The following is a 20,070-nucleotide window of genomic DNA, read 5'->3' as shown; positions in this document are numbered from 1 at the left end:
TCGGCACCTATGTGGGAACCGAGCGGAATTTCGGGCTCCCCACGACGATCGCAATATCAGTCTGCGGTAACGAAGCGACTTTCGGCCATCCCTGCGCAAGATCCGTCGCGTCAATCACCGGGGAATGCCGCCGGAAGGACCGGCGAATCGCCCTGACGACACCACTGACCCTCCCAGCGTGCCAGGATTGGGATATGTCAGACGGTCACGGCCCTTCACCCGAGCCGCCATCAGGCTGGGCCTCGGAGCAGCCTCCGCCTTACGGCGCGCCTCAGGCCTCTCCGTGGACCGCCCCGGCCGGCGGGCAGCAGCCCCCGTCCGGGCAGCAGCCGTACGAACCCGGTCCCCCGCCGCAGCAGCCCTACGGGCAGATGCCGTACCCGGGCCATGGCTACGCGCCGCAACCACAGCCGCTGCGGCCGGGGATCATCCCGCTGCGCCCGCTGCGGCTCGGCGACATCTTCGACGGCACGATCAAGCTGGTCCGCTCCAACCCCAAGGCCGTGCTGGGCCTGTCGGCGATCGCCGCCCTGCTCGCCGCCATCCCGCTCGCCGTCGGGCAGGCGTTCGTGTTCGGCAGCGTGGGCAGCGTCCTCGCCGATCCCACCCTGGCGCAGGGCGGCGACCCGGCCGTCCTCGACAGCTTCATCGGCCAGTACGGCGGCACCTTCGCCTCCTACGCCATCAGTTTCGTCGTGGTGACGCTGCTGACCGGTGTGCTGACCCGGATACTCGGCCGCGCCGTCTTCGGCGGCAAGATGACCGCCGGGGAGGCCTGGCAGGCGTCCAAGGGCCGCATGCCCGCGCTGTTCGGCGTGGTGGGGCTGATGGCCCTGGTCATGCTGGCACCGGTGGCCGTGATCGCCGCCGTCGTCGCTGTGCTCGTCTCCACCGGCCTGACCGGGTCCTCCGACAGCGTGGGCGGGCTGGTGGCGCTCTTCCTGGCGGTGATGATCCTCTATATCGCCTATGTGCTGTTCTTCAGGACGCGTTTCGCGTTCGCGCCCGCGGCCGTGGTGCTGGAGGGCAGAGGGCCCATCGACGCCCTGCGCCGCTCGTGGCGCCTGGTGACGGGTGACTTCTGGCGGGTCCTCGGCATCCTGATGCTCACCGCGCTGGTGGTCGGGATGGTGGCGGCCGTGCTCCAGGTCCCCTTCGTCTTCGGCGGCACCATCATCGGGCTGATCGGCGGCGGGAGCACCGCGACGGTCGTGGTGGGCGCGATCCTGGTCGCCATCGGCGGCACGCTCGGCGCGATGATCACCTATCCCTTCGAGGCCGGGGTCGCCGGGCTGCTCTACGCCGACCGCCGGATGCGCGCGGAGGCGTTCGACCTCGTGCTGCAGACGGCCGCCATCGAGCAGCAGCGTCAGGGCTGGGTGCACGCCTCGGCTGACGAGCTGTGGCACCCTTCCGACAGGCCGTGACCCCGATCGGCAGGGGGGACGGCGCCGACCGGGCGACGCGCGAGCTCCTCGATCCTCAGTACGCCCACGAGGCCCTCCTCGACCGGCTCTACCGCTACTTCAACCAGTTCCTCGGCGACCTGATGGACGGAGTGGCGGGCGGCGGCACGGCCGGCGGGATCATCGCCGCGGTGATCATCGTGCTGATCCTCGTCGCCGTCGCGACGCTGGTCGGCTGGCAGTTGCGCAAGACCGGCCGCCGCAACGCGATGACCGCGGGCGCCCTGTTCGGCGCGCGGGCGACGACCGCCGCCGAGCACCGGCAGCGGGCCGAACAGCTGGCGAGCGAGGGGCACTGGTCGGCGGCCGTCCAGGAACGGCTGCGCGCCATCGCCAGGGACCTGGAGGAGCGCGCGCTGGTGGACGGCATGCCCGGCCGCACCGCCGACGAGCTGGCCGCCGAGGCGGGGGCGGCGCTGCCCGGCTTCGCGGCGGAGCTCACGGCCGCGGCCCGGTCCTTCGACGACGTGACCTACGGCGGCGTCGCGGGCACCCGCGACGCCTACGAGACCATGACCGCCCTCGACGAGCGACTGCGCCTGGCCAGGCCGGTGCCCATGGGAGGCCCGCCATGAGCCCGGCCACGCCACCAGAGACCGGAGGGCTTTTCCCGCCCCCGGAGCCCGGCCCACCCACCCCGGCGCCCGGCTCGGGCCCCGCGCCCGGATCCGTCCCCCCGGATTCAGGTGCGGCCCCAGCACCCGGCTCAGCCCCGGCGCCTGAGTCTCTCGGATCGGCTGCGCAGGTGACCGGCCTGCTTCCTGCGGGGAGCGCTTCCACGGCGCCCACCGTGCGCGCCAGGTGGCGGGGCATGCGGTGGATCGTGCTGCTGGGCCTCGTCGTCGTGCTGGTCGCCGTCGGGACCGTGCTGTTCGGGCCGGACCAGGGCGAGTCCCGCCCGCTCGACCCCGCCGACACCTCGCTCAAAGGCTCGAAGGCGCTCGCCGAGCTGCTCAGGGGCCAGGGCGTCCAGGTGGACCGGGTCGACTCGGTCGAGGAGGCGGCCGCCAAAGGCCCCGGCCGGCTGCTGCTGATCACCAGCACCCTCTACTTCAACGACCACGACCTGGCCGAGATCCAGGGCGACCGGGTCCTCGTCCACAGCTACGGCAGCCTCGACGCGCTCGCGCCCGGCGTCGAGACCGAGCCGGACCCCGCGCGCCAGCGCTCACGCGAGCCGGAGTGCGCGCTCCCCGCGGCCACGGCGGCGGGCAGCGCCTTCCTCGGCGGCGCGGCGTTCACCGGGCCCAGCGGCTCGGTCGGCTGTTACCCGGCGGGCGACGGCTGGACGCTGCTCAGCTACCCGAACGCGGGCGGCACCACCACCGTCCTCGGCAGCGCCGACTTCATGTCCAACCAGCGCCTGTCCGAGGATGGCAACGCCGCGCTCGCCCTGAACCTGCTGTCCACCGGCAAGCCCGTCACCTGGCTGGTACGACCGGACGAGCCGCCGGTGGGCCGGTTGCCCGGTGAGGCGGGCCGGTCGGTGTACGACCTGATGCCGGCCGGCATTCCGTGGGCGGTGCTCATGGCCGGCCTGAGCGTGGTGCTGGTGGCGTTCTGGCGGGGCAGGCGGCTCGGGCCGGTCGTGGTCGAGAAGCTGCCGGTCGTGGTGCGGGCGGCGGAGACGGTGGAGGGCCGGGGGCAGCTCTACCGGGCCAGACGGGCCAGGGCCAGGGCCGCCGACTCGCTCAGGGCGGGCACGATCGACCGGCTGACGCCCCGGCTCGGGCTCTACTCCGGCGCTGACCGGCACCAGATCGTGGCGGCGCTGGCCGTACGGACCGGGGAGGATCAGCAGCGGGTCGGCGGCGCGCTGTACGGGCCGCCGCCCATCGACGACAACGGGCTGGTCGCCCTGGCCGGATACTTGGACTTCATTGAAAGGAAGGTCAGTGAACTCTGACGAGACCACCCTGCCGGTGAGCGGCGCGGACGCGGCCAGGGAGGCGCTCGGCGCGCTGCGCACCGAGGTGTCCAAGGCCGTGGTCGGGCAGGACGCGGTGGTGACCGGGCTGGTCATCGCGCTGCTGTGCCGGGGGCACGTGCTGCTCGAAGGCGTGCCGGGCGTGGCCAAGACGCTCATGGTGCGCACGCTGTCGGCGGCGCTGGCGCTGGACTTCAAGCGGGTGCAGTTCACGCCCGACCTGATGCCGGGTGACGTGACGGGGTCGCTGATCTACGACACGAAGACGGCGGAGTTCGAGTTCAGGGAGGGGCCGGTCTTCACGAACCTGCTGCTCGCCGACGAGATCAACCGCACCCCGCCGAAGACGCAGGCGGCGCTGCTGGAGGCGATGGAGGAGCGGCAGGTGAGCGTGGAGGGCTCGGCCCGCCCGCTGCCGGACCCGTTCACGGTGTGCGCGACACAGAACCCGGTCGAGTACGAAGGCACCTACCAGCTTCCCGAGGCGCAGCTCGACCGGTTCCTGCTGAAGCTGACGGTGCCGCTGCCGCCGCGTGACCAGGAGATCTCGGTGCTGGAGCGGCACGCGCGCGGCTTCGATCCGCGTGACCTGTCGGAGGTCAAGGCGGTGGCGACGGCCGAGGACCTGGCGGCGGGCCGCGCGGCGGTGGCCACCGTGCACGTGGCGCCCGAGGTGCTCGGCTACATCGTGGACGTGGCGCGGGCCACCAGAAACTCGCCGTCCCTGCAGCTCGGCGTCTCGCCGCGCGGCGCGACCGCGCTGCTGGCCGCCTCCCGCGCGTGGGCGTGGCTGTCCGGGCGGGCTTACGTGACCCCCGACGACGTGAAGGCGCTGGCCAGGCCCGCGCTGCGGCACCGCGTCCAGCTCCGGCCCGAGGCGGAGCTGGAGGGCGCGACGGCCGACGGCCTGCTCGACGGCATTCTGGCCTCGGTCCCGGTTCCGCGATGACGGCCCGCCGATGACACTGACGGGACGCGCCGGGCTGGTCGCGGCGCTCGGGGTCGTGGTGGTCCTGATCGCGCCCTCGCCGGCGCCCGCGGTGGCGGGCGTCTGCCTGCTGCTGGCCGCCGCGATCCTCGTGGACCTGGTGTTCGCGGGGGCGGTGCGACCGCTGCGCTTCCACCGTTCCGGCGAGCGGCTGGTACGGCTCGGCCAGCAGGCCACGGTCGAGCTGGTGGTGGAGAACCCGGGCCGCAGGCGGGTGCGCGGCGTGCTGCGGGACGCCTGGCCGCCCTCCGCCGGCGCCTCGCCCCGCGAGCTGGAGCTGGACGTGCCGCCGGGCGAGCGGCGCAAGCTGGTGATCACGCTGACCCCGACCCGGCGCGGCGACCGCGAGTCCGTCTCGGTGACGGTCCGCTCGCGCGGCCCCCTGGGCCTGGCCGCCAGGCAGGGCGGTCACCGCGCGCCGTGGGCGGTGCGGGTGCTGCCGCCGTTCCTGTCCCGCAAGCATCTGCCGTCCCGGCTGGCCCGGCTCCGCGAGCTCGACGGCCAGCACCCGGCGCTGGTCCGCGGGCAGGGCACCGAGTTCGACTCGCTGCGCGAGTACGTGGTCGGCGACGACGTACGCTCGATCGACTGGCGGGCCACCGCGCGCCGCCACGACGTGGTCGTGCGGACCTGGCGGCCCGAGCGCGACCGGCGGGTGCTGATCGTGCTCGACACCGGCCGTACCTCGGCCGGGCGGGTGGGCGACGCGCCGATCCCGCTGGCCGGCGCCCCCGCGAACGGCTCGAGCGGGCTGCTGGTCAGGCCGGACACCCGGCCCGTGCCCGGCTGGCCACGGCTGGACTGGTCGATGGACGCGGCCCTGCTGCTGGCCGCCCTCGCCGCCAGGGCCGGCGACCAGGTGGACTTCCTCGCCTACGACCGGGCGGTGCGCGCCTGGGTGGCCGGGGCCTCACGCACCGAGCTGCTGTCCTCGCTGGTCAACGTGATGGCGCCGATCGAGGCGGAGCTCATCGAGGCCGACGCGCAGGGCATGGTGGCCGCGATCCTGTCGCGGGCCAAGCGCCGCTGCCTGGTCGTGCTGCTCACCGACCTCAACTCGGCCTCCCTGGAGGAGGGCCTGATGCCGGTGCTCTCCCAGCTCTCCTCGCGGCATCTGGTGCTGGTCGCGAGCGTCTCCGATCCGCTGGTCGCGGCCATGGCCGGGCAGCGGGCGACGGCGGAGCAGGTGTACGACGCGGCCGCCGCCGAGCACGCCCGGCTCGAACGCCGCCGCATCACCGCCCGGCTGCGCCGCCACGGCGTCGAGGTGGTGGACGCGCTCCCCGAGGACCTCGCTCCCGCCCTGGCCGACACCTACCTGGCCCTCAAGGCCGCAGGCCGTCTCTAGACGTCAAGGCGCAGGCGCTCGTGTCTCGGTCGCTCGAAGGGCGCGGGTGTGTCAGGCGCTCGCGTGTGTCCGGCGCTCAGGCGCTCGGGGCCACGTCGGGGGCGCGTTCCAGGTCGCCGGTCTCCTTCTGGTGCACCGCCCGGCGACCGTAGATGATCACGTACGCCAGGAAGACGGCCTCGGCGAGCACCCCGATGCCGATGCGGACGGCGGTGGGCAGCCCTGAGGGGGTGACGAAAGCCTCGATCAGCCCGGAGATGAACAGCACCACGATCAGCCCGAGCGCCACGGCCATCACCGCCCGGCCCTGCTCGGCCAGCACCTCGGCCCGTCTGCGGTGCCCCGGGTCGATGACGGTCCAGCCCAGGCGCATGCCGACGGCGGCGGCGAGCAGGACGGCGGTCAGCTCCAGGAGCCCGTGCGGGGTGATCAGCCCGAAGAAGATGTCGAGCTTGTCCCTGGAGGCCATGAGCCCGCCGGACACCCCGACGTTGGCGGCGTTCTGCCAGAGCACCCAGGGGATCGGCAGACCGAGGAAGATCGCGTACACGATGACCTGGAGTGAGACCCAGGCGTTGTTGATCCACACCTGGCCGGCGAAGGAGGCGGCCGGGTGCTCGGAGTAGTAGTCGGCGAAGTCCTCCTCGACGAGCTGGGTGATCTGCTCGGGGGTGGCGATCGCCGCCTGCACGTCCGGGTTGGCCGCCACCCAGGCGCCGAAGATCCAGGAGGCCGCGAAGAAGGCCACCGAGGTGACCAGCCACCACCACCTGGCCCGGTAGGCGACCACCGGGAAGGTGACGGTGAGGAACCTGACCAGCTCGCGCCAGGCCGGGGTGTGCGCCCCCGTCACGGCCGAGCGCGCCCGCGCGACCAGGGCGGACAGGCGTCCGGCCAGCATGGCATCGGTGGAAGAGGAGCGCACGATGGACAGATGGGTGGACACTCGCTGGTAGAGGTCGACCAGCTCGTCGACCTCCTCCCCGGTCAGCGAGGAGCGATGCTTGACCAGATATTCCAGCCTGTCCCACACCGGGCGGTGCGCGGTGACGAACGCGTCGATGTCCACCCGACCATTGTGGCCGGTCAATCACTCAGCCATTGCCGTTAGGCTCCACATATGTCAGAGGTTGTGACCGGTGACGCCGTCGTTCTCGAAGTGCGGGTGGCCCAGATGCCCTCGCGGTTTCTGGCGCTGCTCATCGACATCGCGGTCCAGCTCACCATCCTGATCGTCGCCTTCCTGGTCCTGGAGGCATTCTCCTTGATCACGGACCCGGCCATGTACGCCGCCGTGTCGATCACCTTCGTGGTGCTCGTCCTGGTGGGTTATCCGGTGATCTGGGAGACGAGCACCAGGGGGCGCAGCCTCGGCAAGCTGGCGCTCGGGCTCCGGGTGGTCAGCGACGACGGCGGGCCCGAGCGGTTCCGGCAGGCGCTGTTCCGGGGGCTGGCGGGGGTGCCGGAGTTCTGGATGTTGTCCGGCGCGCCGGCGCTGATCTCCTCGCTGATCTCGCCGCAGGGCAAGCGGCTGGGCGACCTGTTCGCGGGCACGATCGTCATCTCCGAGCGGGCGCCGCGCGAGAGCGGGCAGGCCATCATGATGCCGCCGCCGCTGGCGGCCTGGGCCGCGACGCTGGAGTTGTCGCAGCTTCCCGACGAGGTGACGGCCGCAGCCCGGCAGTATCTGATGCGCTGGCACGAGCTGTCGCCGCAGATCCAGCACGAGATGGGGGTCCGGATCGCCACCCAGGTGGCGGCGTGCGTCTCGCCCGCCGCGCCCGCCGGGGTGCCGCCGCACGCCTACCTGAGCGCCGTCCTGGCCGAGCGCCGCAGGCGGGAACAGCTCCGCCTGGCCCGCCAGTCCGGTGCCAACGGCCCGCAGGGCGGGCCGTACCAGCCCGCACCCCCGCAGGGCGGCCCGTACACGCAGGGGTACGCACAACCGGCACCGCCGCAGGGCACGCCTTACCCCCTGCCAGCACCTCCACAGGGGTCACCTTACGCACGACCAGCGCCCCCACAGGGTGGGCCGCACCCGCAGCCGGCACCTCCGCAGGGCTCCCCGTATGCGCCACCGGCACCCTCAGGGTCGCCGTATGCGCCACCGGTGCCCGCGCCGAAGTCGCCGGGGGCGACTCCGGGCGGGTTCGCGCCTCCGCAGTAGGCGTACCGGGCTGTCTCAGTAGGCGTACTGGGTCTGCGCGTTGAGGGACTTCTGGCGGACCTTGGCGGCCGGGGCGGTGCGCTTGTCGGTGATTCGCAGCACGTCCAGGCCGCGCTGGATGTCGCTGCTGTAGATGTGGCCGTTGTAGTAGTACGCCGACCACGATCCGGCGACGTCGACCGGCTTGAACGCGCCACGGTCGAAGTAGCCGATCTCCTTGGGCTTGTCCGAGTCGGTGAAGTCGAAGATCGAGACGCCGCCCTGGTACCAGGCCTGGACCATGATGTCCTTGCCCTTGACCGGGATCAGCGAGCCGTTGTGCGCGACGCAGTTCTCGTTCTTGCTCTGCCGACGCGGGATCTTGAAGTACGCCTTCTTGACCAGTTCGCCGGCCTCGATGTCGTAGATCGCGTCCGCGCCCAGCTGGGGCTTGAACGACTTGTCGCAGGTGGCCATCATGCCGCCGCCGAGCTCGTCGGTGAAGACGACCTTGGTGCCGGTGTTGTTGAAGGTGGCCGAGTGCCAGAACGCGAAGTTGTCGTCGGTGACCGTGTGGGTGACCTTCGGGGCTTCGCGGTCGGAGATGTCCATCAGTACGCCGTCGCCCATGCAGGCGCCCGCCGCGAGGTCCTTCTGCGGGAAGACGGTGATGTCGTGGCAGCCGCTGGTGGGCGCGAGCAGTGCGGCGCTCTCGTTCCCGCCGTCGGGGAACAGCACGGGGGTGGCGACGACCTTGGCGGCCTTCGGCTTCTTCAGCGGCACCTTGACGATGGTGATCTTGTCATGGGGCGGCTTGCAGCCGGGGAACGACGATTCCGGCCCGTAGGAGGAGACGTACAGGTAGACCGAGCTCTTCGACTTGGCGGGCACCAGCGTGTGGGTGTGGGAGCCGCAGGCGGTCCGGACCGACTTGACGTACTTGGGGTGGGACTTGTCGCTGATGTCGAAGATCCGGATGCCCTCCCACGACGACTTCTTGTCCGGGGAGGCGCTGCGGGCCTTGCAGGAGTCGCCGGACAGCGTCTCGTCCACCGACAGGAAGAGCAGGTCGCCCTGCACCGAGATGTCGTTCTGCGCGCCGAGGCAGGAGACCCGGCTGACGACCTCGGGCTTGGCCGGGTTCTTGATGTTGTAGACGGTGAAGCCCTGGTAGTTGCCCTGGTAGGCGTAGTTCCCCTGGAAGGCCAGGTCGCTGTTGTACGCCTCGGCGCCCTTGAACGGCGCCTGCTTGGGGACGTTGGCCACGTGCTTGACGTTGGCGCTGGCCTTGACATCGTCCACGGCATGGGCCGGGGACCCGATCAGGGCCAGCGCCACTCCCGCCACCACCAGGGCGCGGCCGAACTTGGACGCCAAAGAGGACCTCCTGCATAGTGGGTGATCTAGAGCCACCCACTATGGCAGTAAAGGTCGCGATTTATCCGCCTAGTGCCGGCCTCCGTCGTGGTAGGACTGCTGGGTCTGCACGTTGAGCTGGTCACTGTGTACGCGGGTCGCGCCGTTGGTACGGCGGTCGTTGATCTTGAGGATGTCGAGGCCGTTGTCGAAGTCGGCCGCGTACACGTACCCGTTGTAGTAGTAGGCGGACCAGACGCCGCCGCCGCTGCCGTCGGCCTTCGGGCCGCGCTCGAAGTAGCCGAACTCCTCGGGCCTGGCCGGGTTGCTGAAGTCCAGGAACGAGACGCCGCCCATGTACCACGCCTGCACCATGATGTTCTTGCCCTTGACCGGGATCAGCGAGCCGTTGTGGGCCACGCAGTTCTCGGTGTCGGCCTGGTGACGCGGGATCTTGTAGTAGCTCTGGAAGACGAGCTTGCCCCGGTGGATGCGGTAGATGGCGTCCGCGCCGCGGTTCGGCCCGGTGGCCTCGTTGCAGGTGGCCGCGCCGCCGCCGCCGAGCTCGTCGGTGAACAGCACGGTCTTGGCGTCGTTGGTGAACGTCGCCGAGTGCCAGAAGGCGAAGTTCGGGTCCGTGGTCCTGGCCGTGACCCTGGGGTCGAGCCGGTTGGAGATGTCGAAGAGCACGCCGTCGCCCATGCAGGCGCCCGCCGCGATGTCCTTCTCCGCGTAGACGGTGATGTCGTGGCAGCCGCTGGTCGGCACCAGCAGACCGGGCTGGGTCTCGTTGCCGCCGTCGGGGAAGACGACCGGTGTGGCCGCGACCGCCGCCGTCTCGGGCTGACGCAGCGGCACCTTGATGATGGAGATCTTGTCATGCGGCGGCAGACAGTCCGGGAGGGTCGCGCCGGGGCTGTAGGAGGAGACGTACAGGTAGACGTTCTTGCGCTCGTCGTGGCCCTTGCCGGGGACCAGCGTCAGCGTGTGCGAGCCGCAGTTGGTCTCGACCGACTTGATGTACCTGGGGTTGGCCTTGTCGCTGATGTCGAAGATCCTGACGCCCTCCCAGGATTCCTTGATCGTCGCGCTCTGGCCGGTGCTGCTGCACGAGTCGTTGTTGCGGGAGCTGTCGACGGCGCTGAAGAGCAGGTTGCCGTAGACGGACAGGTCCATCTGGGCGCCGGGGCACACCACGGAGCTGACGACCTTGGCCTTCTTCGGGTTCTTGATGTCGACGATGGAGAACCCGCCGTAGTTGCCGACGTAGGCGTAGTCGCCCTGGAAGGCGAGGTCGGTGTTGATCGTGCCGGCCAGGGCCGCGGGCTTGGGAACGTTGAGGACATGGGTCACGTTCGGGCTGGTGACCACGGTGTCAGCTGGGGGGATGTCGCTGGACATGGCGGGTAACGCGGTCGCCACCAGGGCGACGGCGATCCCGGCCACGACCAGCAGGGGCCGTTTGCTGAACATGGATGGTCCTCCCTGATCACATGATGGCCAGACAGGGAGATCTCACGATTTCTCCCTATAAAGGCGGCATAAACTCTGAAATCTTCGCCCCGAATACCCTGGTCCGACCAGCATGCAAGATGTCAAAATTTATGCTTGTTTGTCCTCTTTCTCAGCGCATTTTTACGTCGTATACTGCGCAGTTCCGACCTAATCAGTCAGGGAGGCTGGGTGCGCGCCGCGCTCATCGTCGTCGTCACGGGCACGGTCATCGCCCTGTCGGGCTGCACCGCCGACCCCCCGTCGGCGCCACGGGCCGACTCCACGGCTCCGGTCCTCGCACCGGGCCGGCCCGGTGAGCAGGCGAGGACGCTCTCGCCCGGTGAAGCCGTGACCGCCGTGCCCAAGCCCGTCATGAACGCCGCCGACGTGAAGTATCTCCAGGACATGGTCGTCCATCACCAGCAGGCGCTCGACATGTCCATCCTGGTGCCCAACAGGGCCACCTCCGCCAGGATCAAGGCGCTGGCCTCACGGATCAAGGACACCCAGGGCCCGGAGATCCAGTTCATGCGCGGCTTGCTGCAGGAGCAGGGCCAGCGGATCCCCGACCATCACACCGCCCACGAGGGCATGCCGGGCATGGCCACCCCGGAGCAGCTCGACCGCCTCAAGGCCGCCTCGGGCCAGGCCTTCGACGAGCAGTTCCTGCAGCTCATGAGCGCCCACCACGAGGGCGCGATCAAGATGTCGGAGCAGGTGCTGACCGGCGGCTCGCACATCAGGATCGAGGAGCTGGCCAACGACATCGCGGTGACCCAGCTGGCCGAGATCCGCCGGATGCGGCAGATCCAGGCCGGCGGCTAAGAGCCGCTGGCGCCGCCGGCCGGCGGCTAGGAGCCCGCGCGCCAGGAGTGCAGGTAGGCCTGCTGCTCGCCGGTGAGCACGTCTATGCCGATCCCGGTCGCCGCCAGCTTGAGCCTGGCCACCTCGTGGTCGATGTCCTCGGGTACGTCGTACACGCCGGGGGCCAGTTGCGCCCGCTCGCGGGCCAGCCACTCGACGGCCAGCGCGTGCGCCGAGAACGACATGTCCATCACCGCCGCCGGGTGTCCCTCGGCGGCGGTCAGGTTGACCAGCCGCCCCTCGGCCAGCAGCAGCAGCTTGCGCCCGCCGGGCAGCACGTACTCGTCGGTGTTGGGCCGCACCCCGCGGCGCACCTCGTGGGCCAGCTCGTCCAGCGCCCGGACGTCGATCTCCACGTCGAAGTGCCCGGCGTTGGCGAGGATCGCCCCGTCCTTCATCGCGGCCAGGTGCTCGGCCCTGATCACGTCGCGGTTGCCCGTCACGGTGATGAACAGGTCGCCGACCGTCGCCGCCCGCTCCATCGGGCACACCTCGTAGCCCTGCAGGGTGGCGTCCAGCGCCTTCACCGCGTCGATCTCGGTCACGATCACCCGCGCGCCCAGCCCCTTGGCCCGCTCCGCCACCCCGCGCCCGCAGAACCCGAACCCGGCGACCACCACGATCCGCCCGGCCAGCATGATGTTGGTGGCCCGCATGATCCCGTCGAGCGTCGACTGCCCGGTGCCGTAGCGATTGTCGAACATCCGCTTGGTCCGGGTGTCGTTCACGGCCACGACGGGGAAGGTCAGCGCCTTCTCGGCGGCCATCTGCCGCAGCCTGATGATCCCGGTCGTGGTCTCCTCACATCCGCCGGAGACCCCGGCCAGCAGGTCGGTCCGCTCGGTGTGCAGGATGTTGACCAGATCGCACCCGTCGTCCAGCACCAGGTCGGGCCCCAGGTCGAGGGCCTGGTGGATGTGCCGGTAGTAGGTGGCCAGGTCGACCCCCGCCCTGGCGTGCACGGCGATCCCGTAGGCACGCAGCGCCTCGGCCACGTCGTCCTGGGTGGACAGCGGATTGGAGGCCGCGAGCGCGATCTCGGCGCCGGCCGCCTTCAGCGCCCCCATGAGCACGGCCGTCTCGGCGGTGACATGCAGGCAGGCGGCGATCCGCAGCCCTTCCAGCGGCCGCTCGACGGCGAACCGCTCGCCGATCGCCGTCAGCACCGGCATCGAACGGGCCGCCCACGAGATCTGCCGCTCACCGCTGTCGCTGAGATCCATGCTCTAGCCCTAACCGAAGAGGACGGCCGAGTGCGCGCTCGTCGCGGCGCGCGGCCCGTGAGCCTTCACGACCGGCCAGGACGGACGGCAGTGGCGTCGGCGCGTGCGGGTAACTCGGCCTGCCGTACAAGATGGTGGTGTACGCGCTCCGCAGGAGCGCGCTGATAAGGGAAAGCTCCGGAAGGACGGAAACCCTTCCGGAGCGTCTCACCGGCAGATCTAGTAGCGGTAGTGGTCCGACTTGTACGGGCCCTCGACGTGGACGCCGATGTAGGCCGCCTGCTCCTTGGTCAGCTCGGTGAGCTTGACGCCCAGCGCGTCCAGGTGCAGACGCGCGACCTTCTCGTCCAGGTGCTTGGGCAGGGTGTAGACGCCGATCGGGTATTCGTCCAGCTTGGTGAACAGCTCGATCTGCGCGATCACCTGGTTGGTGAACGAGTTGGACATGACGAACGACGGGTGGCCGGTGGCGCAGCCCAGGTTCATCAGGCGGCCCTCGGCCAGCAGGATGATCGAGTGGCCGTCGGCGAAGACCCACTCGTCGACCTGCGGCTTGATGTTGCGCCGCTCGATGCCCGGGACCTTGGCCAGCCCCGCGATGTCGATCTCGTTGTCGAAGTGGCCGATGTTGGAGACGATCGCCTGGTGCTTCATCTTCGCCATGTGGTCGGCGGTGATGATCATGAAGTTGCCGGTCGTGGTGACGAAGATGTCGGCGATGCCGACGATCTCGTCCAGCGTGGTGACCTGGAAACCGTCCATGGCCGCCTGCAGGGCGCAGATGGGGTCGATCTCGGTCACGATGACCCGGGCGCCCTGGCCGCGCAGCGCGTCGGCGCAGCCCTTGCCCACGTCGCCGTAGCCGCAGACCACGGCCACCTTGCCGCCGATCAGCACGTCGGTGGCGCGGTTGAGGCCGTCGATCACGGAGTGGCGGCAGCCGTACTTGTTGTCGAACTTCGACTTGGTGACCGAGTCGTTGACGTTGATCGCCGGGAACAGCAGCTGGCCGTTCTTGTGCATCTCGTAGAGACGGTGCACGCCGGTGGTGGTCTCCTCGGTCACGCCCTTGATGCTCTCGGCGACCTTGGTCCACCGCTTCTCGTCGGAGACCGTGCGGTTGAGCAGGTCGACGATGACGTGCCACTCCTCCGGGTCGTCCTCGGTGGCGGCCGGGACGGCGCCGGCCTTCTCGTACTCGGCACCCTTGTGGACGAGGAGGGTGGCGTCGCCGCCGTCGTCCAGGATCATGTTGGGGGTCTCACCGCCCGGCCAGGTGAGGGCCTGCTCGGTGCACCACCAGTATTCCTCCAGCGTCTCGCCCTTCCAGGCGAAGACCGGGACGCCCTGCGGGTCGTCGACCGTGCCGTTGGGGCCGACGACGGCCGCGGCGGCCGCGTGGTCCTGGGTGGAGAAGATGTTGCAGCTCACCCAGCGGACGTCGGCGCCGAGCGCGACCAGCGTCTCGATGAGGACGGCGGTCTGGATGGTCATGTGCAGCGAGCCCATGATCCGCGCACCGCGGAGGGGCTGGGCGGCCGCGTACTCCTTACGGATTGCCATGAGGCCGGGCATCTCGTGCTCGGCGAGCCGGATTTCCTTGCGGCCGAAGTCGGCAAGTGAAAGGTCGGCGACCTTGAAGTCCATCGGGTGTTCCCCTCGCATCACTGTGGTGTCGCGATGAGTTTAGGCGGCCGAACCACCCGATCGCATCACTAAAGCGCTGAACTTAACGTAAGAATGTAAGGATGCGGATCACGGAAGCGGCCAAGCGGCTCGGCATGTCCCCCCGGATGCTGCGATACCGGGAGGCGCTCGGGCTGCTACCGCCGATCCGGGAGCAGGGCGCGCACCGCCGGTTCGGCGCCGAGGAGCTGTCCGCCGTGGCTCAGGCGGTGGAGCTGGAGAAGCGGTTCGACGTCTCCCCCGCCGAGTTGGCCTTCGCGCTGCGCGCCCTCAGCGAGCCCGCGGTGGCCGCGGCCGTGCGCGACCTCGGCGTGCGGATCGGCCGCATCCAGGTGCCGCGCAGAGCCCTCGACTTCGAGCAGGAGAAGGCCCTGCGCCTGCTGCGGAACTCCGCTCCCGGCCGCACCCCCGACAGAACCCGAGGCAACCGCTGACGGCCCGACCTATCGGTGCCGCCGGCGGCGAACGATCAGTGCCGCGCCGTTGAGGCGCGGCTCCGATCAGGCGTTGCTCGGTGTACGGTCCAGGTCCGGCTCCAGGTAGATCACCCGGGCGATCGGCACGGCCTCGCGGATGCGCCGCTCCGCCTCGTCGATCCCCTGGGCCACCTCGGCGGCCGTGTCGTTGCGGGTCACCGCGATCTTCGCCGCCACCAGCAGCTCCTCCGGACCCAGGTGCAGCGTGCGCATGTGGATGACGCGATCGACCTCGGGCGTGGCCTCGAGCGCGACGCGGATCCGGCTCTCCATCTCCTCCGAGGCGCCCTCACCCAGGAGCAGCGACTTGGTCTCGACGGCCAGGATGACCGAGATGACGGCCAGCAGCACACCGATCATCAGGGTGCCGATGGCGTCCCATCTGCCGTCGCCGGTGACGACCGCCATCGTCACGCCGAACAGCGCGAAGATCAGGCCGAACAGCGCGCCCAGGTCCTCCAGCAGGATGACCGGCAGTTCGGGCGACTTGGACCTGCGGATGAAGGCTATCCACGACTGCTTGCCACGCACCGCGTTGGCTTCCTGGATCGCGGTGCGGAACGAGAACGCCTCGGCGATGATCGCGAAGATCAGCACGCCGAACGCCCAGGCCGGCGACTCCACCGGGTGCGGATCGGAGAGCTTGTGGAAGCCCTCGTAAAGCGAGAAGAGCGCGCCGATGGCGAACAGCACGACCGCGACCACGAAGGCGTAGAAATAACGCTCGCGACCATAGCCGAACGGGTGCTCCCGGGTGCTGGCCCGCTGTGCCCGCTTACCTCCGACCAGCAGCAACCCCTGGTTGCCCGCGTCGGCTACGGAGTGGATGCCCTCCGCCAGCATCGAGGAGGATCCAGTGAAGGCCGCGGCCACGAACTTCGCCACGGCGATGGCGGTGTTCGCAGCCAATGCCGCAATGATTGCTTTGGTTCCGCCACTCGCGCTCACCGGTGGTCTCCCAGTCTTACGATCACGTACAAAGGCCTGAGACGAGATCCTATTGCGAAATTCTGGCCTTGAGCTCCGTGATCGCCGCCACCGGGGTCGGATCGAGACCGTACCCCAGCGCCAGGTAGGTGCTCGCGTAGTCGCCGAGCCCCACCAGGGAGGCCAGCCGCTCCAGCGGATGGGCGCCGTCGGCGGCCAGCTCGGTGACCGGCACACCGCGGTCGTGCGCGAGCCGCACCGCGACCTCGCGCGCCCTGGCCACCTGCGGATGCTCCTCCAGGTCGCGCAGCATGACGAGCCTGAGCGAGCGGCCCGGGGTCTCGGCGAAGATGTCGCGCTCGGCCAGCGGCCCGTCGAGCGCGGCCAGCTGGTTGTGGCCGGCCTCGGGCAGCTCGCCGAAGATCGCCGGATATTTGGCGTTGGCATTGAGCTGACCGGCCATGCGGTAGGCCGCGACGGCCGCCAGCTGGGACGAGCCCCAGATCATCGGCACGCTCTCGGCCAGCTCCATGGCCAGGGTCTTGCCCGGGTTGACGAACGACTCACTGGACGGCCGGCACCGGTGCGCCGTGTCCTCCAGCGACTTGGCCACCTGCTCGAACAGCGTCTCGTCGGCCCGTAGCAGGCCCAGCGAGGCGGCGGCGACGATCAGCGGGATCGTCACCAGCCAGAGGTTGGCCCTGGGCTGTCCCTGCGTCGGCAGCGGGACGTGCACGGCCGACGCCTGGGTGGCCACCGCCTCCAGCGCGGAGCCCGCGGGCCCGAGCACCAGCAGCGTGCAGCCGCGCCGCACCGCCTCGGTGGCGACGGCGAGCGTCTCCTCGGTCTCACCCGTCCAGGAGATCGCGACCACCAGGTCGGTGGCGCCCACCCAGCCGGGCAGCCGATAGGAGCGCAGGGTCACGATCGGCAGCGGGGCGGTGCTGCCGCAGACCGCGGCCAGGATGTCGCCCGCGATGGCGGAGCCGCCCATGCCCGCGACCACGACCGCCCTCGGGCGCACCTCCGCCGACAGCCGCTCGACGCCGGCCTCGATCGCGCACCGGTGGCCGGTGCGCACCTGGGCCGCTGAGGCGGCCACGGCGAGCAGCATCCCGCCCGGGTCGGCCGCACCCAGGTGGCGCTGGTCGTCGAGCCGTTCCGGCTCCCAGGTCACGGCTTCCTGGCCTCGTCGACGAGCAGCACCGGGATGTCGTCCCGGACCGGATAGATCAGACCGCACCCCGTGCAGGCCAGCTCCTCCGTCTCGCCCTCCACACGCAGCGGTGACTTGCACGCCGGGCAGGCCAGAATCTCCAGCAGCCAGTCGTCGATCTTCACGGTGTCACCTCTCTGAGCAGGCCGAGAACCTCGTCCCGGACCGCCGTCATCGTGGTCTCGTCAGCCGCCTCGGCGTTGAGCCTGAGCAGCGGCTCGGTGTTGGAAGCCCGCAGGTTGAACCACCAGTCGGGGGCGCTCACGGTCAGCCCGTCGAGGTCGTTGACCTCGCCCCGCCCGGCGAAGGCCGCCCGCACCCGGCGCAGCGCCTCGTCCTGGTCGGCGACGGTGCTGTTGATCTCGCCGGTCGCGTGGTAGCGGGAGTAGGCCGCCACGACCTGCGACAACGGCCGCTCCTGCTCGCCGAGCGCGGCCAGCACGTGCATCGCCGCCAGCATGCCGGAGTCGGCGAACCAGAAGTCGCGGAAGTAGTAGTGAGCCGAGTGCTCGCCGCCGAAGACGGCCCCCGTGCGGGCCATCTCGGCCTTGATGAAGGAGTGACCGACGCGGGTCCGCACCGGATCGCCGCCGTGCTCGCGGACGAGCTCGGGGACGCCGCGCGAGGTGATCAGGTTGTGGATGATCGTCGCGCCGGGATGCTTGGCCAGCTCACGCGCCGCCACCAGAGCGGTGATCGCCGACGGGGAGACGGACTCGCCCCGCTCGTCGACCACCCAGCACCGGTCGGCGTCGCCGTCGAAGGCGAGCCCCACGTCGGCGCCGGCCTCGATCACGGCCTTCTGCAGGTCGATCAGGTTGGCGGGCTCCAGCGGGTTGGCCTCGTGGTTGGGGAAGGAGCCGTCGAGCTCGAAAAAGAGCGGCGTCAGCTCGATCGGCAACCCGCCGAACACGGCCGGAACCGTGTGGCCGCCCATGCCGTTGCCCGCGTCGACGACCACCTTGAGCGGCCGGTTGGCGGACAGGTCGACCAGCGTGCGCAGGTGCTCGGCATAGCCCTGGAGCAGGTCCTTCTCCATCAGGGAGCCGGTGGGCGCCATCGGGGTGCCGATCAGCTCGGCCGCCCGGTCGCGGATCTCGGTCAGGCCGGTGTCGCCGCCGATCGGCACCGCGCCGGCGCGGCACATCTTCATGCCGTTGTAGCGGGCCGGGTTGTGGCTGGCGGTGAACATCACGCCGGGCAGGCCGAGGCTGCCGCTGGCGTAGTAGAGCAGGTCGGTGGAGCCGAGCCCGGCGTGCACCACGTCGGCACCGCGAGAACGCGCGCCACGGACGAAGGCGTCGGCCAGCGGCCCGGACGACTCGCGCATGTCATGCGCCACCACGACCGACTCGGCGCCGGTCTCTTCGACGAAGGCCGCGCCCACGGCCTCGGCGATGGGCTCGTCGAGCTCGTCCGGCACCACGCCACGAACGTCGTAAGCTTTGAAGATCTTGGCGAGGTCGCCCACTCCAGCTCCGCCCCTAGGTCGTCTGTACGGCCAGGACGAGCCTACCGGTCACGGTGCTGCTGAGCCGACTTGAGAACACGTAGATGCCCACGTCGGCCGACCTCGACGCCTTGGCCGACCGGTTCGCCGGCGCCGGAGGGATTGGGCCTGGCGGCCTCTCTGACCGCGTTGGCCAGCGCTTCGAGGTCGTCGGAGCTCGGCGAGCCGCCGTCCGTCGGCAGGCGGACCACTTCCCAACCGCGGGGGGCGGTCAGCCGCTCGGCGTGTTCGGCGCACAGGTCATAACAGTGTGGCTCGGCGTACGTCGCCAAGGGGCCCAGAACTGCGGTCGAGTCGGCGTAAACGTACGTGAGCGTGAAGACGGCAGGCTGACTGCAAGCGGTGCGGGAACAGCGGCGGACGGGGCTCACGGAGGGACCGTATCTGGTAAGAGTGCGGGACGCCACTATCTGAGCGCTCTTAACGAGCGTGTCGCCACAATTCGGACACCTGTCGCAGGCTTTCCACCTACATGCCCCGAAGGCACCTCACCCTTAGACTTGGCGTGTGACTTCCAAGCGCGGTCCCCGGCGGCGTGACCGGCACGGTCGCGGCCTGCGCGGGCCGCTCGCCCCCTCCTACGTGCCCATGGCCAGAGCCCGTAGCGAGCGTTTCGACGACCTGGTGCTCGACGCGGTCGAACGGCTCCGGCCCAAGTGGGACAAGCAGTTGTCGGCGGTGGAGTTCGCGGTGGAGGAGGTGCCGCCGTTGAGCGAGCTGGGCGACGGCCCCGGCGTCTCCTCGGGCCCCATCCCGTTCGGCCGCGCCGACACGGCGAAGGGGCAGAGCCCTGCCTCGGTCGTGGTCTACCGGCGTCCGCTGGAGGCGCGCGCCCGCGACCGTGACACGCTGGGCGCGCTCGTGCACGACACCGTGGTGGAGCAGGTGGCCACGCTGCTGGGCCTGTCACCCGACACGGTCGACCCCGGTTACGACGAGCGCCGCTGAGACCCCGGGAAGCTGAGACCCGGGAGCTGAGACACGGAAGCTTAGACACGGGAGCTGAGACACGGAAAAGGGCCGCACGGACGATCCGTGCGACCCCTCACCGCATTTATCCCTATACGGCCTGGCGTTTGATCCGTCGGCGTTCCCGCTCGGACAGCCCACCCCAGATGCCGAAGCGCTCGTCGTGCTCGAGTGCGTATTCCAAGCACTCAGCACGCACTTCGCACGATCGGCACACCTTCTTGGCCTCTCGGGTGGAGCCGCCTTTTTCCGGGAAGAACGCCTCTGGATCCGTCTGCGCGCACAGTGCGCGCTCCTGCCAGCCGAGTTCTTCAGCGTCAAGCTGATCCTGTGCGATGACCAAATCGGTCACTGCACACCTCCCTGCCGCCCGCCCGCAATGGAGCCCCCCATGGAACGCCTTCCTTGTACCCACCCACGGGAAGGCGTAACAACATGGTTGTAATTACACGCGTGTGCCGTACGTGGCGTCAA

At 70.2% G+C, this 20,070-nt stretch carries 20 protein-coding genes; 9 read left to right on the top strand and 11 right to left on the bottom strand.

Translation table 11 applies throughout. From position 1 onward, the window contains the following. The first annotated feature begins 194 nt into the window (after positions 1-194). From OHA68_RS20630 to OHA68_RS20610, 5 genes are all read left to right on the top strand, one after another. A complete protein-coding gene (locus OHA68_RS20630) occupies positions 195-1,427 on the top strand; it encodes a hypothetical protein (RefSeq protein WP_327109078.1) in 1,233 nt (410 codons plus the stop codon). Next, positions 1,424-2,041 carry a DUF4129 domain-containing protein gene (locus tag OHA68_RS20625; RefSeq protein WP_327109077.1) on the top strand — a complete coding sequence of 206 codons (618 nt, stop codon included), beginning with the start codon at positions 1,424-1,426 and terminating at the stop codon, positions 2,039-2,041. The genes OHA68_RS20630 and OHA68_RS20625 overlap by 4 nt, the downstream gene beginning before the upstream one ends. A 236-nt stretch (positions 2,042-2,277) precedes the next feature. Further along, positions 2,278-3,372 (top strand): DUF4350 domain-containing protein, encoded by a 1,095-nt coding sequence (locus tag OHA68_RS20620; protein ID WP_327109076.1) that lies wholly within the window; start codon positions 2,278-2,280, stop codon positions 3,370-3,372. Further along, a complete protein-coding gene (locus tag OHA68_RS20615) occupies positions 3,362-4,342 on the top strand; it encodes an AAA family ATPase (protein ID WP_327109075.1) in 981 nt (326 codons plus the stop codon). The genes OHA68_RS20620 and OHA68_RS20615 overlap by 11 nt, the downstream gene beginning before the upstream one ends. A 10-nt stretch (positions 4,343-4,352) precedes the next feature. Further along, positions 4,353-5,729, top strand: coding sequence for a DUF58 domain-containing protein (locus OHA68_RS20610; protein ID WP_327109074.1), 1,377 nt, complete (start codon positions 4,353-4,355; stop codon positions 5,727-5,729). A gap of 76 nt (positions 5,730-5,805) precedes the next feature. On the opposite strand, the gene OHA68_RS20605 is transcribed toward OHA68_RS20610, so the two are convergent. After that, positions 5,806-6,798: a stage II sporulation protein M gene (locus tag OHA68_RS20605; RefSeq protein ID WP_327109073.1), complete on the bottom strand. Its 993-nt coding sequence runs from the start codon at positions 6,796-6,798 to the stop codon at positions 5,806-5,808. A 51-nt stretch (positions 6,799-6,849) separates the two neighbouring features. Between OHA68_RS20605 and OHA68_RS20600 the strand changes: the two genes are divergently transcribed. After that, positions 6,850-7,896: an RDD family protein gene (locus tag OHA68_RS20600; RefSeq protein WP_327109072.1), complete on the top strand. Its 1,047-nt coding sequence runs from the start codon at positions 6,850-6,852 to the stop codon at positions 7,894-7,896. Positions 7,897-7,911: 15 nt separating this feature from the next. Here the strand turns inward: OHA68_RS20600 and OHA68_RS20595 are convergent, their stop codons facing one another. Together OHA68_RS20595 and OHA68_RS20590 are read right to left on the bottom strand one after the other, a co-directional pair. Further along, positions 7,912-9,252, bottom strand: a complete 1,341-nt coding sequence (locus OHA68_RS20595; RefSeq protein WP_327109071.1) for an LVIVD repeat-containing protein — start codon at positions 9,250-9,252, stop codon at positions 7,912-7,914. Positions 9,253-9,321: 69 nt separating this feature from the next. Then, positions 9,322-10,704, bottom strand: a complete 1,383-nt coding sequence (locus tag OHA68_RS20590) for an LVIVD repeat-containing protein (protein ID WP_327109070.1) — start codon at positions 10,702-10,704, stop codon at positions 9,322-9,324. 210 nt (positions 10,705-10,914) lie between these two features. Here OHA68_RS20590 and OHA68_RS20585 point away from each other — a divergent pair, with 210 nt between their 5' ends. Further along, entirely contained in the window at positions 10,915-11,550 is a 636-nt protein-coding gene (locus tag OHA68_RS20585) for a DUF305 domain-containing protein (protein WP_327109069.1), read from the top strand. A gap of 26 nt (positions 11,551-11,576) precedes the next feature. Here OHA68_RS20585 and OHA68_RS20580 read toward each other — a convergent pair whose 3' ends face one another. Further along, positions 11,577-12,812, bottom strand: a complete 1,236-nt coding sequence (locus OHA68_RS20580; RefSeq protein WP_327109068.1) for an adenosylhomocysteinase — start codon at positions 12,810-12,812, stop codon at positions 11,577-11,579. Positions 12,813-13,031: 219 nt separating this feature from the next. Next, entirely contained in the window at positions 13,032-14,459 is a 1,428-nt protein-coding gene (gene ahcY, locus OHA68_RS20575; RefSeq protein ID WP_327109067.1) for an adenosylhomocysteinase, read from the bottom strand. 101 nt (positions 14,460-14,560) lie between these two features. Between ahcY and OHA68_RS20570 the strand changes: the two genes are divergently transcribed. Beyond that, positions 14,561-14,932 carry a MerR family transcriptional regulator gene (locus OHA68_RS20570; protein WP_327109066.1) on the top strand — a complete coding sequence of 124 codons (372 nt, stop codon included), beginning with the start codon at positions 14,561-14,563 and terminating at the stop codon, positions 14,930-14,932. A gap of 66 nt (positions 14,933-14,998) precedes the next feature. Here OHA68_RS20570 and OHA68_RS20565 read toward each other — a convergent pair whose 3' ends face one another. The 5 genes from OHA68_RS20565 to OHA68_RS20545 are packed head-to-tail and all read right to left on the bottom strand — an operon-like array spanning position 14,999 to position 18,998. After that, complete coding sequence (locus tag OHA68_RS20565; protein WP_327109065.1) at positions 14,999-15,922, bottom strand: cation diffusion facilitator family transporter; 924 nt, start codon at positions 15,920-15,922, stop codon at positions 14,999-15,001. 49 nt (positions 15,923-15,971) lie between these two features. Then, positions 15,972-17,078, bottom strand: coding sequence for an SIS domain-containing protein (locus tag OHA68_RS20560; RefSeq protein WP_327109064.1), 1,107 nt, complete (start codon positions 17,076-17,078; stop codon positions 15,972-15,974). Then, complete coding sequence (locus OHA68_RS20555; protein WP_189138818.1) at positions 17,075-17,242, bottom strand: Trm112 family protein; 168 nt, start codon at positions 17,240-17,242, stop codon at positions 17,075-17,077. The genes OHA68_RS20560 and OHA68_RS20555 overlap by 4 nt, the downstream gene beginning before the upstream one ends. Further along, a complete protein-coding gene (locus OHA68_RS20550) occupies positions 17,239-18,588 on the bottom strand; it encodes a phosphomannomutase/phosphoglucomutase (protein WP_327109063.1) in 1,350 nt (449 codons plus the stop codon). The genes OHA68_RS20555 and OHA68_RS20550 overlap by 4 nt, the downstream gene beginning before the upstream one ends. Before the next feature lie 41 nt (positions 18,589-18,629). Beyond that, positions 18,630-18,998 (bottom strand): DUF3499 domain-containing protein, encoded by a 369-nt coding sequence (locus tag OHA68_RS20545; RefSeq protein ID WP_327109062.1) that lies wholly within the window; start codon positions 18,996-18,998, stop codon positions 18,630-18,632. 136 nt (positions 18,999-19,134) lie between these two features. On the opposite strand from OHA68_RS20545, the gene OHA68_RS20540 reads away from it, so the two are divergent. Next, entirely contained in the window at positions 19,135-19,575 is a 441-nt protein-coding gene (locus OHA68_RS20540) for a metallopeptidase family protein (protein ID WP_189138821.1), read from the top strand. 112 nt (positions 19,576-19,687) lie between these two features. On the opposite strand, the gene OHA68_RS20535 is transcribed toward OHA68_RS20540, so the two are convergent. Then, complete coding sequence (locus tag OHA68_RS20535; protein ID WP_049564653.1) at positions 19,688-19,948, bottom strand: WhiB family transcriptional regulator; 261 nt, start codon at positions 19,946-19,948, stop codon at positions 19,688-19,690. Positions 19,949-20,070: the final 122 nt, after the last annotated feature.

This window comes from Nonomuraea glycinis (assembly GCF_035920485.1).
Taxonomy (GTDB): Bacteria; Actinomycetota; Actinomycetes; order Streptosporangiales; family Streptosporangiaceae; genus Nonomuraea; species Nonomuraea glycinis.
This window is presented reverse-complemented; position numbering and strand designations above follow the sequence as displayed.

What these genes read in the sequence shown, in the direction of transcription:
- OHA68_RS20630 (WP_327109078.1), top strand. Translation starts at nt 195, where the DNA reads ATGTCAGACGGTCACGGCCCTTCACCCGAGCCGCCATCAGGCTGGGCC.
- OHA68_RS20620 (WP_327109076.1), top strand. Translation starts at nt 2,278, where the DNA reads ATGCGGTGGATCGTGCTGCTGGGCCTCGTCGTCGTGCTGGTCGCCGTC.
- OHA68_RS20610 (WP_327109074.1), top strand. Translation starts at nt 4,353, where the DNA reads ATGACACTGACGGGACGCGCCGGGCTGGTCGCGGCGCTCGGGGTCGTG.
- OHA68_RS20600 (WP_327109072.1), top strand. Translation starts at nt 6,850, where the DNA reads ATGTCAGAGGTTGTGACCGGTGACGCCGTCGTTCTCGAAGTGCGGGTG.
- OHA68_RS20590 (WP_327109070.1), bottom strand. Translation starts at nt 10,704, where the DNA reads ATGTTCAGCAAACGGCCCCTGCTGGTCGTGGCCGGGATCGCCGTCGCC.
- OHA68_RS20580 (WP_327109068.1), bottom strand. Translation starts at nt 12,812, where the DNA reads ATGGATCTCAGCGACAGCGGTGAGCGGCAGATCTCGTGGGCGGCCCGT.
- ahcY (WP_327109067.1), bottom strand. Translation starts at nt 14,459, where the DNA reads ATGGACTTCAAGGTCGCCGACCTTTCACTTGCCGACTTCGGCCGCAAG.
- OHA68_RS20570 (WP_327109066.1), top strand. Translation starts at nt 14,561, where the DNA reads ATGCGGATCACGGAAGCGGCCAAGCGGCTCGGCATGTCCCCCCGGATG.